Here is a 15,281-nt window from a genome sequence, read left to right on the forward strand (position 1 = left end):
TTTGTAACCTGATGCGTGATTCCCGTAGATTCATCCCATATGAAAATGTTATTACCTTGTTTGAAAGAAATTTTTGAGTGATCATCTTGAAACTTTACATTCGATTTTCTCTCAAGCGTATTTGTAATCTGTTTTTGTACTCCTTTTTTAAAGTCATACACATACAGGTTATTATCTTTTATATATACTTTTTTAGACTGATCTTTATTCCAGTTGCCACGGGCAGAGGGAAGTTGTTTTTCTTCCTCAGGTGTCACCAAAGTATATTTTTTTGATTTGATGTCTACTTTATACAAAGAAGCATAGGCTTTGTTATCTTTGTTCCAGTAGAAGTAGATTGTTTTAGAATCTTTTGCCCAAAAAGGCTTTGAAGGAGACTTGCCAATATAGTCTTCTCCACTCATGATTTCATCAAAGGTCAAAACACTTTGATTATCTTGTGCTGTTGCAATGAAAGCACAAAGGAAAAAGAAGGGTATAAAAAAATAAAGTTTTTTCATTGAATTTAATTTATTGAATTGGTAAAGGTGAGGGTAGCTTTGTCCTATAGTTTCAATGGACAAACATGCTGTCCTTTATATAAAAAAATAGCCCAAAATTGAGCTATGAAAGTTTATTGACCGTAAATGTTGAATTCCCCTAGGGTTTGGAATGTCATTGAATCGCTTCTGACCGCAGACCTTAGGTAGACATCAGTAATGAAATAAGCAGTGTCTGCTTGCATGATCAATCCAGCACTGTCACTATTCACACTCAAAATCAGATCAAGGGATTTATCGGTGATGTTGGCAGGGAGGTCATGAAGATAACCTACTCTTGTTTTCTGATCTAATGTGTTCCCTAGATAAACATCAATTGAATCAATAATCACTAAACTGGAATCTGAAGGAGCAGTTACACTCAGCGTAATTCTATTAAAGCTTACTTTTCTAGTTTTGGTCAGTTCTATTTGTAATTTCTGAAAAACACTGTCCCTCGTATTAGAATAAGCATAAGGAAGGCGTTCAACTCTCTCATTAGGAGGGGTTAGAAAATAATATGAGTTCAATGAAGTAAGTTGTAAACCTTGGATAGTGAGGTGGTCTAATTCCTGCTCAAGACCAAAAAAATCACAACTCATAAAAACTGAACCTATTATTAGACTAATAAAAAAGGTATAGGATTTTTTAAAAAAATGACGCATAATGTTGACTTTGTGAGTCACAAATGTATTAAGTGATTCCAATTTTCCCTAATTAAAAAGGTATTGCATTTCATAATTTAAAGATAATCCCAAAAATATTATCGGATTAACCTTCTAAAACTACAATAATGTCAAAATAAGGTCGTAAATTTAAAGTTGTTTTAGTACAGATATAGAGAGTTTTTTTAATCAAAGTGCTTTCATGAATATTTAATTAAATATTTGATAATGAGGTGTATATTGTTTTTTATTACTACTGTTTTACTCACTTTTCAACTATTTGGTCAGGAACATTATCCTAAGAGAGAATTTAGAGGTGTTTGGGTGGCGACTTTAAATGCAATTGACTGGCCTTATGATGTACACGATAATGCCTCGCAACAGAAAGAGGAATTTATTCGTCTGCTGAACTTTCATAAAACAAGAGGAATCAATACAGTGATTGTTCAAGTGAGAGCAAGTGCCGATGTAATTTATCCAAGTAATTTAGAACCATGGGCGAAATGTGTTTCAGGTGAACAAGGTAAACCACCAACTCCCTTTTATGATCCATTGGCTTTTATGATAGAAGAAACACATAAGAGAGGTATGGAGTTTCATGCTTGGGTGAATCCCTTTAGAGCAGTGACAAATACAGATTATGTGAAAGTGACCGAGGATCATATTGCAAAAACGCATCCTGAATGGATTTTAAAATACCACAAGCTTGCCATCATAAATCCAGGAATACCAGAGGCAAGAAATTATATTATTCAAGTGATAGATGAATTGATTTCCAATTACGATATCGACGCACTTCATTTTGATGATTACTTCTATCCTTATCCAGATCATGGAGAGATAAGAGGAGATCGTATGACTTATAGAAAATATAAAGTAGCAGGGGAAAATATTCGTGATTGGAGAAGAAGTAATATCAATACTTTTATTGAAGAAGTACATGAGCTCTTAATTCATAAAAGACCTGGTTTAAAATTCGGTATCAGCCCTTATGGTGTATGGCGTAATGATAGAATGGATATGGATGGTTCCCCTACTAAATCAGGCTATACTTCATATGACCATCTTTATGCAGATGTGAGATTATGGTTGCAAAATGGTTGGATTGATTATGTTGCTCCTCAAGTGTATCAAAGTTCTCAGCATCGTAAGATTCCATTTAAACCATTGGTAACATGGTGGTCTCAAAATACTTTTGGAAAACATCTTTACATAGGACATGCTACTTACAGAGTCCAAGTGAGTTTAGAAAGAGGATGGAGAGATAATAATGAACTTCCTATTCAAATACAACATTGTAGAGATCTAGATACTGTTTTGGGAAGTGTGTATTATAATTCCACATCCTTACTGAATAACCAAGGAGGAATAGCGGATAGTTTGATGCAATTTTATGAATATCCTGCTTTGCCTCCACTGATGCCTTGGATCGACGGAACAAAACCGAACGCTCCATCTTCTCCTAAAATCATGGCTTTGGAAGATGGCATAAAGCTAGAATGGGAAACCCCTGCTGAGGCGAAAGATGGTGATTTACCAAAATATTATGCAGTTTATTCTTCTGTGAAAGGTAAACTTCCTGAAGTAGAAGATATTAGGACGATGATAGCATTAATACCTGCGCAACAGACAGAATTTATTGATGAAAGAACAAATTCACTGGAAGAGTATACTTATTTGATCACATCAATTGATCAATTACAAAACGAAAGTGTACCCGTTTTACCTTCGTATCCTAAGGATAATAATGTGATTCTTCCTGCTCCATATAACGAAAGTATGATTGTTGAACTCCAAAAATCTGTCTTGCAAACAATATGGGGTGTAGCTGATAGAGTGATTGATAATCAGGAAGTAACAATGATAAAAGAAGTCGATTAAGTGATGCTCGTCATCAAAAAAGTACATTAAATATGTGAAATTGTAAGTGTAGATAATACAATATCTCAATTGAATATATTTTACCAAACTTGTACTGAAAAATGAAAACTTTTAAAAAACTAATTGTTGCCGTCTATAATGATGAGCAAAAAGCGAATGAGGAGTTTAAAATTCTTTCTAATAAAGAAAAGAAAGATGAGCTGGATCTGAAAGCTTACACAGTTGTGACTAAGAGCAAAGAAGGTAAAACAGTACTTCATGATACAGAAGGTCGTGATGCTTTTTGGGGAGCAGTAATTGGAGGATTGATCGGGATGCTGATCGGCCCAGTTGGAGCAATCTATGGAGCCGCTTTGTTTGCAGCAGAAGTATTTGCCGGATCTGTAGCTGCGGGCGTAGGAGTGGGAGCCATTGCAGGATGGTTAAACAGTGACGCATTGAAAATTCCAACAGATTTGCTAAAGGATATAAAGAAATCTATACATCCTGGTACTTCCGCAATTGTTGCCGTAGTAGATGAAGATTGGGTAGATGAAGTAGAAGCAGTTTTAGAACCAGGTGCGGAAATGATGCATCACTACCAATTTACAGATACAGTGGTGGAGAGATTTGAAGAAGACTGGAAAGAATTTGAAAAAGTTAATAACCCAACAAATTAATATATGAATTGATAAATACTCTAGTAAGAACGGGATGTAAAAAGCATTCCGTTTTTTTATGTGAAAAAAGAGGAAGAAGATTATATCCCCCTTGAATATGATTTAGTTTTTAATAAGATACTTTCATAGTAAAATAATTTTTAAATGGTTGATAGTCAAATGTTAAGTATTTTCTAGGTGGCTTGGATTATTTTTGGTGATGATTGTCGTTAAAAAATAGTGATATTTATCTAAAATTGTTGATACATTTTTTTAACAGAATTAACCAAACTTAAAAATGAAAACTTCCAAGAAATTAATTGTAGCAATCTATAATGAAGAGCACAAAGCAGACGAAGAATTCAAAATTCTATCTTCAAAAGAAAAAAATGATGAGCTCGACCTAAAAGCTTACACTGTAATCACCAAAAGTAAAGAAGGAAAAACGGTGCTTCATGACACTGAAGGTCGTGATGCTTTCTGGGGAGCTGTAGTTGGTGGTTTGATCGGTATGCTGGTAGGCCCTGTAGGAGCGATGTACGGCGCGGCAGTATTTGCATCACAAGTTATAGCTGGTTCTCTTGCTGCAGGAGTAGGAGGTGGAGCTATTGCTGGATGGCTGAATAGTGAAGCACTTAACGTCCCAACAGATCTACTAAAAGATATCAAAGAATCTATTCATCCAGGAACATCAGCAATTGTTGCGGTGGTTGAAGATGAGTGGGTGGAGGAAGTCGAAGCTATTTTGGAATCAGGCTCACAAATGATGCACCATTATCAGTTTTCTGATTCTGTTGTGGAGAAGTTTGAGGAAGACTGGGATAAATTCGAAAATGAACAAAATGTAACGAAATAAGCATTTGTACAATAGCTTAATTCTGGTTGTAATCATCAGAATTTGTTTCATAAAAACGGAGTGTTAACGCATTCCGTTTTTTTTAATGATTATTTGTTATGATTATAACTGAGTGTGATATTATTGTTTAAATTCTATGACATTATTAAAAATCATCTTAGAATTTCGTACTTTTGCGTGGCCTTTCTTAAGGCTGTACGATTTAAATATCTCAAACTAAAGAGGAGAGAAACAAAATGACTAGACAACAATTAATCGAGCAAGCATGGGAAGACCGTGCGTTATTGCAACAACAAGAATATATTGATGCTGTAAAAGCTACAGTTGAGGAATTAGATAAAGGTACTTTAAGATGTGCTGAGCCAGTGGCTGATGGTTGGCAAGTAAACGAGTGGGTAAAGAAAGCTGTGATTATGTTCTTCCCTCTTGCTGAAATGGAAACTATCAAAGTTGGTCCTTTCGAATTCCATGACAAAATTCCTTTAAAGAGTGATTATGCAGAAAAAGGTGTTCGTGTAGTACCTCACGCTATTGCTCGTTACGGTTCATTCGTAAACAAAGGTGTAATCATGATGCCTTCTTACGTGAACATTGGTGCTTATGTTGATTCAGGTACAATGGTAGATACTTGGGCAACTGTAGGTAGCTGTGCACAAATCGGTAAAGACGTTCACCTTTCAGGTGGTGTTGGTGTAGGTGGTGTACTTGAGCCAGTTCAAGCTGCTCCAGTGATCATCGAAGATGGTGCTTTTATTGGTTCTCGTTGTATCTTAGTAGAGGGTGTTCACATTGGTAAAGAAGCAGTATTAGGTGCAAACGTAACACTTACAGCTTCTTCTAAAATCATCGACGTTACTGGAGATGAGCCAGTAGAATACAAAGGTTATGTTCCTCCAAGATCAGTAGTGATCCCAGGTAGCTACACTAAGAAGTTCCCAGCAGGTGAATTCTCAGTAGGTTGTGCGATCATCATCGGTCAAAGAAAAGAAAGTACTGATAGAAAGACTTCATTAAATGATGCTTTAAGAGACAACAACGTTTCTGTATAAGTAACATTAAATCATATTTTAGGAGGGATTGTAGCAATGCAATCCCTTTTTTTATGCGATTTTCAAAAGTTAACGACCAATAATGAGCATTTTAATTCAGAATATTCGACTTTTGCATATTGAAATAAACTTGAAACAATTGTTTTAGAATTCAGTTTCAAGTTTTGTGAAAAGAATAATAACCAATCTTTTAAAAAAGTGATTGTAGTTGATAAAGTCGTTTTAAGTGATGATATGATGTCTGAGGAGTTTGTTTGCAACTTAGACAAATGTAAAGGAGCCTGCTGTGTAGAAGGTGATCTTGGTGCACCATTGAATGAGGATGAATTGGAGAAAATGGAAGAGGTTTATGAGAAAGTAAAACCTTATATGTCTCCTGAAGGAATTGCAGAAGTAGAACGACAAGGAAAATACATCAAAGATTTTGAAGGTGATTATTCCACTCCAACAATCGGCAACAGAGAGTGTGCTTATGCCATCTATGATGAGAAAAAGTACCTGCACTGTGCTATTGAGAAAGCTTATTTAGATAAAAAGATCTCTTATAGAAAACCAATTTCTTGTTACTTATACCCTGCAAGAATCACCAAGTATGATGCTTACGATGCGGTGAATTATGACAGATGGGAAATCTGCTCTGATGCTTGTGTATTAGGTAAGGAATTAAAAGTACCGGTCTACCAATTTTTGAAAGGGCCTTTCATTTCAAAATATGGAAAAGAATGGTATGAGAAGTTGGAAAAAGAAGTTCAATTGATGAAAGAGAACTTAAGATAATACATAGGGTTCGTTCAGAACTCAATAAGCATGTTTGGAGTAATCAGAAGAGGATTCAAACATGCTTTTTTTGGTTAAGTACTAAGACAAAAATAAATAACACTAATTCATATTATTTTTTCTGATTACTGCCTTCCAAAAACTTTAAATAGAACCACTATTTATGCGTTTTTTCGCGTTGTATTCACAAAAAATAATTACGAATTAATTATCATTTATTTTCGGCTTAGTACTTATTAATTTTTTTCAGAATCAAAATACATTCTACATCTTTGTAGAATACATTTTTATAAAAAGAAAATTGAAATATGTTATATCCTAAAAATTTAGAAGAAAAACTTGGTTTTTATAAGCTAAGAGAACTTTTAAAGGATAAATGTAACGGGGAAGTAGGACGTAGTTTTGTAGATAAAATGCGTTTCACTTCAGATGCTAGGTTTGTTAGACAAAGAATCGCTCAAGTTAACGAGTGTGTAAATATATATGAGGCAGGGGAGTCGTTTCCTCATTCAGGTTTTATTGATGTAGGTCTTTTCCTTGATAAAGTGGAGATTGTCAATGCCTTTTTGCTGGAAGAAGAACTTTTTGATTTAAAAACAGCATTAACAACGTTGAAAGAGTGTTTGACTTTTTTCAATAGTGTTGACCCTGCATTATATCCTGAATTAGTTAAGATCAGTGAAGGTGTGGAATTTGATACCATGATCCTTCATGAGATTGATATGATTTTAGATGACAAAGGAAAAGTAAGAGATAACGCTTCTCCTGAGTTGGTGAAAATCAGACAGGCTTTACACCGTGAGTTGTCAAGTCTTCGTTCAAGAACGGCTTCTGTGATTCAGCAGATGAAGAAAAAAGGGTATGCCAAAGAAGATGCTATCCCTACGCTTCGTGAAGGTAGAATTGTGGTGCCAGTGCCTGCTGAACATAAACGTCATGTAACAGGTTTCGTGCATGATGCTTCCTCTACAGGACAGACGGTATACATTGAACCTCAAGAATTATTACAGCTGAATAACTCCATCAAAGATTTAGAGTTAAGAGAGCGTCAAGAGGTGATCCGTATTCTGACAGAAATCACTCATAAAATCCGACCTCAAGTTCCAGGGCTTAGAAAAGGGAATAACTATCTTGGTGTTATTGATTTTATTAATGCAAAGGCAAATTTTGCGATGTTGCAAGAGTCAATTCAACCGGAAATTGTGGATGAACCTTTAGTCGCTTGGTATCATGTGGCTCACCCTATTTTGCTTTGGTCTTTCACTGAACAAGGTAAAAAGGACAGTGTAGTGAGACAGAAGATTGAATTGGACGAAGAAAGAGGTAGAATATTACTGATTTCTGGACCAAACGCCGGTGGTAAATCAATTGCCATGCAGACTGTGGCGTTGGTGCAATACATGTTCCAGTGCGGTATGTTGGTGCCGATGATGGAAGGTTCAAAGATGGGTATTTTCGATGATATCATGATGGATTACGGTGATGATCAATCATTAGAAAATGACCTTTCTACTTATTCTTCTCACTTGACAAACATGAAAGCCATGTTGAAAAGAGGTAATCCGAAGTCGTTAGTGCTAATTGATGAATTTGGATCGGGTACTGAACCAGAATTAGGTGGTGTAATCGCTGAGTCTATCTTGGAGCAAATGAATCACCAAAAGATGTGGGGTGTAATCACTACTCACTATGCTAACCTTAAGTTTTATGCAGAAAAGCAGGATGGTTTACAGAATGGAGCCATGCGTTACGATGTAGAAAACCTAAGTCCTCTCTATAAATTGGAGCAAGGTCAGCCAGGTAGTTCTTTTGCATTAGAGATTGCTCAGAAAATTGGTTTACCGAAGAAAGTGGTCAACATTGCACGCCATAAAGCAGGTAGAAAGAAGATCAACATGGAAGAATTGCTTCGTAATCTTGAAGAAGAGAAGAAGGAGTTTGCCAAGAAAAATAAAGAAGTCAGTCGCTTAGAACAGAAGTTGAAGTCAGCTACTGAGAAATTTGAGACGAAATCAATCGAGCTTCAGAATAAGAAGCAGAATATTATGGATAAGGCCCGTAAAGATGCCCAAAAGGTATTGGATACGGCCAACCGTAAGATTGAGTTGACGATCAAAGAGATCAGAGAGACCAACGCTGAAAAAGAGAAGACGAAACAGCTTCGTAAGAACATTGAAAACTTCAAAAATAGTAATCAGCCTTCTAAAAAAATTACTAAAAAGAAAGAAGAAGAGCCTAGTTATGAAGTGATCGGTGGTACAATTACAATTGGAGATGCAGTCCGAATTAAAGGACAGGGTTCAATTGGCGAAGTTGCCGCTTTGACCGCCAAAGAAGCTGAAATTATTATTGGTTCACTTCGTACAAATGTGAAATTAAATCGTTTGGAGAGAATCAGTAAGAAGGAATTCAGAAAGGAAGTCAGAGATAAAGTGTCTTCACAAAGCGCCGCATCTAATCTCACGCAAAGAAGAATTGATTTCAATTCTCAGCTTGACCTCAGAGGAAAAAGAGCAGAAGAGGTGATGTATGAATTAGATGATTTTATGGATACAGCATTGATGCTCGGTGAAAGTTCTGTCCGTATCTTACATGGAAAAGGAACCGGAGCATTAAGAGAAGTAGTCCGAAATCACCTAAAATCTTTCCGTGGAATTAAGAATGTTTCTGATGATCATCCTGATAGAGGAGGTGCTGGAGTAACAATTGTAACATTTAGATAATTCATATTAATCGTATGATTTATCCGTTTACTTAACATTTGTTATGTGAATACTATTAAAAAATATTATATATTTGATATACCAAAAGTAGAAATACTGTTTCTAACCTTTGGTCTTCATAGCTGGTTGAAATCGTAAATAGGTGAAAAACCCTGTTTACGTACTTTATGTTACTCATAAAGTTGAAACGCTCAATATAAAAACTATATTGGGCGTTTCTGTTTATGATAGTGTCTGAATCATAAAAGTTCATTTTTTTCAATTAAAAAAAAGGTTTTGCTCACTGATGTAACAAAACCTTTCTTCATCAAATAATAGAGCAAACTATTGTTTGATATTGAATTTCTTCTCCATATGTTCCCAATAAGTATTCAGGCTGTCCTTCATGTCTTTTCTTAGGATCAATATACCAACAAGGTTAGGAATTGTCATCAGTGCGATTGTAATGCCCGATAAGGTCCAAATAATGGTTGTGTCAGCAAAAGAACCTACAAAGAAAGAAGCAACATAAACTGCTCTGTAGTAAATTACAGATTTTGAACCTAAAAGGAAGGTCATTGCTCTATCTCCATAATATGACCAAGAAATCGCTGTTGAGAAGGCAAAAAGTAATAAACCAATTGAAACAATATATTTGCCGTATTCTCCAAAATAACTCCTCGTAAAAGCTAAACTTGTAAGGGGGGCTGAGTGAATCAATGATTTACCTTTTATAACCAAGTTGGATTTCCATTGTACCACGCCGTCTTTTACGTTCAATGGTCCAGTATATCTTTCTCCTTCCAAGAAAACCTTTACATCTTCAGCAACAGAACGAGCATGAATTAAAGTTACTGTACTTTTAACTACACCTTCAACCACATTTAATTCACCCGAGAACGTTGGTAATGTTTCTTTGCCACTGATGTGGTAAGACAGTTTCTCACGGTCATTATTAGGATTAGATTTGCGGTCATCATATCTAGAACTTAAGACTTGAAGGTCTGTTTGTTGGAATGTATTTTCGATTTTCTCTCTCCAAACATTAGAGGATAATAACGCTAATCCTGTAAGTGAACAGATGATAATTGTATCAATAAATGGCTCTAAAATAGCAACCATACCTTCAGATACAGGTTCTTTTGTTTTTGCTGAAGCGTGGGCAATTGGTGCAGAACCTTGACCTGCCTCATTAGAGAAAAGTCCTCTGTTAACACCTCTGTTGAAAGCATAAGCAAAAGTAGCTCCTAAGAAACCACCTGTAGCAGAAGTTCCTGAGAAGATATCGCTGACAATTTTTCCGATTGAGCTTGGGATGTTCTCGAAATTGAATAAGATAACAGCTAAACAACCAATGAAGTAAATTACTGCCATCATTGGAACTAGCTTTTCAGTCACTTTTGCGATTCTAGAAATACCACCAAGAATTACAAATGCTAAAAGTACCGCTAAAATAGCACCGGTAACATATTGTTCTACTCCAAAAGTAGCATAGATTGAAGAAGCGATAGAGTTGACTTGTGGAAGGTTACCCGTTCCAAAAGAAGATAAAACAGTAGCAATGGCAAAAAGCACTGCCATCCATTTCATATTCAATTTATTTTTCATGAAGTACATCGGTCCGCCGGCCATTGTACCATCAGCAGTTTTTTCTCTGTATTTGTGTGATAAAGTAACTTCGACAAATTTTGTCGTCATACCAAAGAAGGCCGTTACGATCATCCAGAATAAAGCAGCAGGACCACCTAAGTGAATTGCTAATGCTACACCTGCAATATTACCAGTACCCACTGTACCTGATAAAGCTGTGGCTAAAGCTTGAAAGTGTGAAGTGTCACCCTCATCATCTTGTTCATCAAATTTTCCTTTTACAACATCTATAGCATGAGAAAAAAAGCGAATTTGAGGAAATCTGAGATAAATTGTAAAAAATAGACCAGTTAAAAGTAGAAGAGCTACAAACCAAAATGAGCCTCCTATATAACTATCAATTAGACTAAGTACGTCGTTTAACTGTTGCATTTGTTGTTTGTTATGAAAAAAGTTGGAAAGACTTTTAATAAGTTTAAATATTCAAATTGTATGCGAATTTATAAAAAATCAAGACAATACTGTTTATTTTTTCATTCATCACCCTGAAATCATGAAAGAATTAGGTTTCGTTTTACCTTTTGAAATTGAATTAGACTCTATTAATCAATTAACAAAATAAACACCTTGTAGTGAAATGCAAACGATGTGTGTTTTGCTAAGGCTCTTCCATTATTACGAAATAGTTATGAATATTTAGAGAAATATAATGTCTCTCAAATTTATTTTTAAGGCGAATTATTGTAGCTTGCAACCTCAAATTCTCACAGCAAAACTTGTGGTCAGTTGTAGGGGCACAAATGGGGGGATTTAAAAATTAAAATTTATATACCACAATGATTAAAATTACATTACCGGATAATTCGGTAAGAGAGTTCGAAAGCGGAGCGTCTTCATTGGATGTAGCGAAAAGCATCAGTGAAGGATTGGCAAGAAACGTACTTGCAGCAGAAGTAAATGGAGAAGTTTGGGATGCCACCAGACCATTGACCGCAGACTCAAATGTAAAATTATTAACGTGGAATGACACGGACGGAAAGTCAACTTTCTGGCACTCTTCAGCTCACTTAATGGCCGAAGCTTTAGAAGCTTTATACCCTGGTGTAAAACTAGGCATTGGACCTTCTATCGAAAATGGTTTCTACTATGATGTGGATTTCGGTGATCACGAATTCTCATCTGAGGAATTGGCCAACGTTGAGAAGAAGATGAAAGAACTAGCAAAGCAAAAGAATGTCTACGCACGTGAGGATATTTCTAAAGCGGATGCAGTTAAATACTTCGAAGAAAAAGAAGATCCTTATAAATTAGACCTTTTAGAAGGTTTAGAGGATGGTCAGATCACTTTCTATAAGCAAGGTGCATTCACAGATTTATGTCGTGGACCACACATTCCTCATACAGGCTTTATCAAAGCAATTAAATTGATGTCTGTAGCAGGTGCTTATTGGAGAGGTGACGAGAAAAATAAAATGTTGACTCGTATCTACGGTATTACATTCCCAAAAGCAAAGGAATTAACAGAATACTTAGAGAGATTAGAGGAAGCGAAGAAAAGAGATCATAGAAAAGTAGGTCAAGAATTAGACTTATTTACTTTCTCTCAAAGAGTAGGTCAAGGTTTACCATTATGGTTGCCAAAAGGTACTACTTTAAGAGAGAGATTGGAGAATTTCTTAAGAAAAGCACAGCAGAAAGCAGGTTACCAACAAGTAGTAACACCTCATATTGGTTCTAAAGACCTTTACGTTACTTCTGGTCACTATGCAAAATATGGTGAAGATTCATTCCAACCAATTCATACTCCACACGAAGGTGAAGAGTATTTATTGAAGCCAATGAACTGTCCTCACCACTGTGAAATTTACCGTTCTCGCCCAAGATCTTATAGAGATTTACCAGTTCGTTTAGCTGAATTTGGTACTGTATATAGATATGAGCAGTCAGGTGAATTACATGGTTTGACAAGGGTGCGTGGTTTTACGCAAGATGACGCTCACTTGTTCTGTCGTCCTGATCAAGTAAAAGAAGAGTTCGGTAAAGTAATCGACCTTGTTTTATATGTATTCAAATCATTAGGTTTTGATGATTATTTAGCTCAAATTTCATTAAGAGATAAAGAAGATAGAGCGAAGTATATCGGTAAAGAATCTGATTGGGATAGAGCTGAAAAAGATATCGAAGAAGTTGCAGCTGAAAAAGGTCTGAAGACAGTTGTAGAATACGGTGAAGCGGCATTCTACGGTCCTAAATTAGACTTTATGGTACGTGATGCTTTAGGTAGATCTTGGCAGTTAGGTACTATTCAAGTGGATTACCAATTACCACAGCGTTTTGAGTTGGAATACAAAGATTCTGATAACTCATTAAAACGTCCGGTAATGATTCACAGAGCGCCATTCGGTTCAATGGAACGTTTCATTGCCATCTTGATTGAGCACACAGGCGGTAACTTCCCATTGTGGTTAGCACCTGAGCAATTTACAATCTTGCCAGTATCTGACAAATACAACGATTATGCTTACGACGTAATGAGTGAATTAGAAGAAGCTGGATTTACAGGTACTGTAGATGCAAGAGCGGAGAAAATTGGTAGAAAGATCCGTGATGCAGAAGTTCAGAAAACACCTTACATGTTGATTGTAGGTGAAAAAGAAATGGACGGAAATGCAGTTTCAGTACGTAAGAAAGGAGAAGGTGATGTTGGAACAATGTCAGTGTCTGATTTCTTAGCGTTATTCAAGAAAGAAACAGCAGTTTAGTACTGCGAAAAAATAAATTGACAATGAGTTGTGATTTTTAATTGCAACTCATTGTCTTATAATAACATTTATAATAAATCTAACAATGGTGTATGATGTAATCATTGTTGGTGCCGGTATTGTCGGGATGGCATCAGCTTTGAAAATCAAACAACAGTCTCCAGAGTTAAAGGTTTTAGTATTGGAGAAAGAGGGTGATGTTGCACAGCATCAAACAGGTCATAATAGTGGAGTGATTCACTCAGGACTTTATTATAAACCGGGTAGCCATAAAGCATTAAACTGTATTGATGGCTACAATCAGTTGATTAAGTTCTGTGATGAAGAAGGCGTTAAGTATGATTTGTGTGGTAAAGTTGTTGTAGCGACAGACCAAAAAGAACTAGACAACTTAAATACGTTATACGAAAGAGGTGTAGCAAACGGACTGAAAGACCTAAAACGTTTATCTGCTTCTGAAATTAAAGAATACGAGCCCTACTGTAATGGTATTGCAGGCCTTTACGTTCCTCAAACAGGTATTATTGATTACACTGAAGTGACTCAGAAATACAAAGAAGTGTTTGAAGAGCGATTTGGTGGTGAAGTAAAATTCAGAAACAAAGTAGAAGATATCCGTTTAGGAAGTATCGGCGTTGAAGTGATGACCAATAGAGATGTTTACAGATCACATTTAGTAGTGAACTGTGCAGGTCTTTATAGTGATCGTGTTGCTCAATTGGCTTTAAAACAGCTTGACGTTCGTATTATTCCTTTCAGAGGGGAATATTATGAGATTAAGCCGAATAAGCACTATCTCGTGAAAAACCTAATCTATCCTGTTCCTGATCCTGCATTCCCATTCTTGGGTGTTCACTTCACAAGAATGATTAACGGTGGAGTAGAAGCTGGGCCTAATGCTGTTTTAGCATATAGAAGAGAAGGATATAAAAAGACAGATGTTAATGTAAGTGAACTTTTTGAATCTTTGACATGGAAAGGATTTATTAAAGTAGCTTCTAAGTACTGGCCAACTGGATTAGGAGAGGTTTATAGATCTTATTCTAAGGGGGCTTTTACGAAGGCATTGCAGCGTTTATTGCCTGATTTGAAAGAGTCAGACTTGAAATCTGGTGGTTCAGGAGTAAGAGCACAAGCATGTGATAAGAACGGTGGATTGATCGATGACTTCTTATTTGTGGAAGAAGATCGTATGATTAACGTACTAAATGCACCTTCACCTGCGGCGACATCATCTTTGGCAATTGGTGATACAATTGCTTCAAAGGTTTTGAAGAAGCTGAATAAATAGAAATTTTAAGCGTGTAGAAATATTTTATTGAAAAAATATCTATTTCTATACGCTTGAAATTCAACCTTCAAATAATTTGTTGATTTTTTTTTACAATAGATTGTTTGTATATCCAAAAACGAGTCTTACCTTTGCACTCGCAATGACACAAACGGTGTCTGTAATACATAAAATTTCGGGATGTTAGCTCAGTTGGTTTAGAGCACCTGCCTTACAAGCAGGGGGTCATTGGTTCGAATCCAATACGTCCCACCAATTTTTACTAGATAGTAAAATTGGGGTGTTAGCTCAGTTGGTTTAGAGCACCTGCCTTACAAGCAGGGGGTCACTGGTTCGAATCCAGTACGCCCCACAATTTGACATGATGTACAATGGGATGTTAGCTCAGTTGGTTTAGAGCACCTGCCTTACAAGCAGGGGGTCATTGGTTCGAATCCAATACGTCCCACCAGATTTTACAGATAGTAAAAACTGGGGTGTTAGCTCAGTTGGTTTAGAGCACCTGCCTTACAAGCAGGGGGTCACTGGTTCGAATCCAGTACGCCCCACAAT

General features: G+C 36.2%; 10 protein-coding genes, 4 tRNA genes and 1 pseudogene. 12 read left to right on the plus strand and 3 right to left on the minus strand.

Annotated features, from left to right (window positions below):
• Positions 1 to 500 (minus strand): annotated as a pseudogene (locus AVL50_RS28000) (DPP IV N-terminal domain-containing protein); the annotation flags it as partial.
• A 113-nt stretch (positions 501 to 613) separates the two neighbouring features.
• A complete protein-coding gene (locus AVL50_RS28005; RefSeq protein WP_062620614.1) occupies positions 614 to 1,120 on the minus strand; it encodes a hypothetical protein in 507 nt (168 codons plus the stop codon).
• Between the two features lie 291 nt (positions 1,121 to 1,411).
• Between AVL50_RS28005 and AVL50_RS28010 the strand changes: the two genes are divergently transcribed.
• The 6 genes from AVL50_RS28010 (at position 1,412) to AVL50_RS28035 (ending at position 9,107) form a co-directional block, all read left to right on the plus strand.
• Entirely contained in the window at positions 1,412 to 3,064 is a 1,653-nt protein-coding gene (locus tag AVL50_RS28010) for a glycoside hydrolase family 10 protein (protein WP_062620616.1), read from the plus strand.
• 101 nt (positions 3,065 to 3,165) lie between these two features.
• On the plus strand, positions 3,166 to 3,723 hold the full coding sequence (locus AVL50_RS28015; RefSeq protein ID WP_062620618.1) for a DUF1269 domain-containing protein: 558 nt from the start codon (positions 3,166 to 3,168) through the stop codon (positions 3,721 to 3,723).
• A gap of 277 nt (positions 3,724 to 4,000) precedes the next feature.
• On the plus strand, positions 4,001 to 4,558 hold the full coding sequence (locus AVL50_RS28020; RefSeq protein ID WP_062620620.1) for a DUF1269 domain-containing protein: 558 nt from the start codon (positions 4,001 to 4,003) through the stop codon (positions 4,556 to 4,558).
• Positions 4,559 to 4,794: 236 nt separating this feature from the next.
• Complete coding sequence (locus tag AVL50_RS28025; protein WP_062620621.1) at positions 4,795 to 5,607, plus strand: 2,3,4,5-tetrahydropyridine-2,6-dicarboxylate N-succinyltransferase; 813 nt, start codon at positions 4,795 to 4,797, stop codon at positions 5,605 to 5,607.
• 198 nt (positions 5,608 to 5,805) lie between these two features.
• The gene (locus AVL50_RS28030; protein WP_044210903.1) at positions 5,806 to 6,384 is read left to right on the plus strand and encodes a DUF3109 family protein; all 579 of its coding nucleotides are present in this window, start codon (positions 5,806 to 5,808) and stop codon (positions 6,382 to 6,384) included.
• Positions 6,385 to 6,692: 308 nt separating this feature from the next.
• Entirely contained in the window at positions 6,693 to 9,107 is a 2,415-nt protein-coding gene (locus tag AVL50_RS28035; RefSeq protein ID WP_062620624.1) for an endonuclease MutS2, read from the plus strand.
• A gap of 324 nt (positions 9,108 to 9,431) precedes the next feature.
• Here the strand turns inward: AVL50_RS28035 and AVL50_RS28040 are convergent, their stop codons facing one another.
• Positions 9,432 to 11,108, minus strand: coding sequence for a sodium:alanine symporter family protein (locus tag AVL50_RS28040; protein ID WP_062620626.1), 1,677 nt, complete (start codon positions 11,106 to 11,108; stop codon positions 9,432 to 9,434).
• A gap of 404 nt (positions 11,109 to 11,512) precedes the next feature.
• Here AVL50_RS28040 and thrS point away from each other — a divergent pair, with 404 nt between their 5' ends.
• From thrS to AVL50_RS28070, 6 genes are all read left to right on the plus strand, one after another.
• A complete protein-coding gene (gene thrS, locus AVL50_RS28045; RefSeq protein ID WP_062620628.1) occupies positions 11,513 to 13,438 on the plus strand; it encodes a threonine--tRNA ligase in 1,926 nt (641 codons plus the stop codon).
• Between the two features lie 88 nt (positions 13,439 to 13,526).
• The gene (gene lhgO, locus AVL50_RS28050) at positions 13,527 to 14,729 is read left to right on the plus strand and encodes an L-2-hydroxyglutarate oxidase (RefSeq protein WP_062620630.1); all 1,203 of its coding nucleotides are present in this window, start codon (positions 13,527 to 13,529) and stop codon (positions 14,727 to 14,729) included.
• 177 nt (positions 14,730 to 14,906) lie between these two features.
• Positions 14,907 to 14,984 (plus strand) — tRNA-Val (locus AVL50_RS28055).
• 22 nt (positions 14,985 to 15,006) lie between these two features.
• Positions 15,007 to 15,081: transfer RNA gene (locus AVL50_RS28060), tRNA-Val, on the plus strand.
• Between the two features lie 21 nt (positions 15,082 to 15,102).
• Positions 15,103 to 15,180 (plus strand) — tRNA-Val (locus AVL50_RS28065).
• A gap of 22 nt (positions 15,181 to 15,202) precedes the next feature.
• A tRNA-Val gene (locus tag AVL50_RS28070) sits at positions 15,203 to 15,277 on the plus strand.
• Positions 15,278 to 15,281: the final 4 nt, after the last annotated feature.

The organism is Flammeovirga sp. SJP92, from assembly GCF_001583495.1.
Taxonomy (GTDB): domain Bacteria; phylum Bacteroidota; class Bacteroidia; order Cytophagales; family Flammeovirgaceae; genus Flammeovirga.

Coding starts and splice junctions, on each gene's coding strand:
- AVL50_RS28005 (WP_062620614.1), bottom strand. CDS start 1,120: ATGAGTTGTGATTTTTTTGGTCTTGAGCAGGAATTAGACCACCTCACT.
- AVL50_RS28010 (WP_062620616.1), top strand. CDS start 1,412: ATGAGGTGTATATTGTTTTTTATTACTACTGTTTTACTCACTTTTCAA.
- AVL50_RS28015 (WP_062620618.1), top strand. CDS start 3,166: ATGAAAACTTTTAAAAAACTAATTGTTGCCGTCTATAATGATGAGCAA.
- AVL50_RS28020 (WP_062620620.1), top strand. CDS start 4,001: ATGAAAACTTCCAAGAAATTAATTGTAGCAATCTATAATGAAGAGCAC.
- AVL50_RS28025 (WP_062620621.1), top strand. CDS start 4,795: ATGACTAGACAACAATTAATCGAGCAAGCATGGGAAGACCGTGCGTTA.
- AVL50_RS28035 (WP_062620624.1), top strand. CDS start 6,693: ATGTTATATCCTAAAAATTTAGAAGAAAAACTTGGTTTTTATAAGCTA.
- AVL50_RS28040 (WP_062620626.1), bottom strand. CDS start 11,108: ATGCAACAGTTAAACGACGTACTTAGTCTAATTGATAGTTATATAGGA.
- thrS (WP_062620628.1), top strand. CDS start 11,513: ATGATTAAAATTACATTACCGGATAATTCGGTAAGAGAGTTCGAAAGC.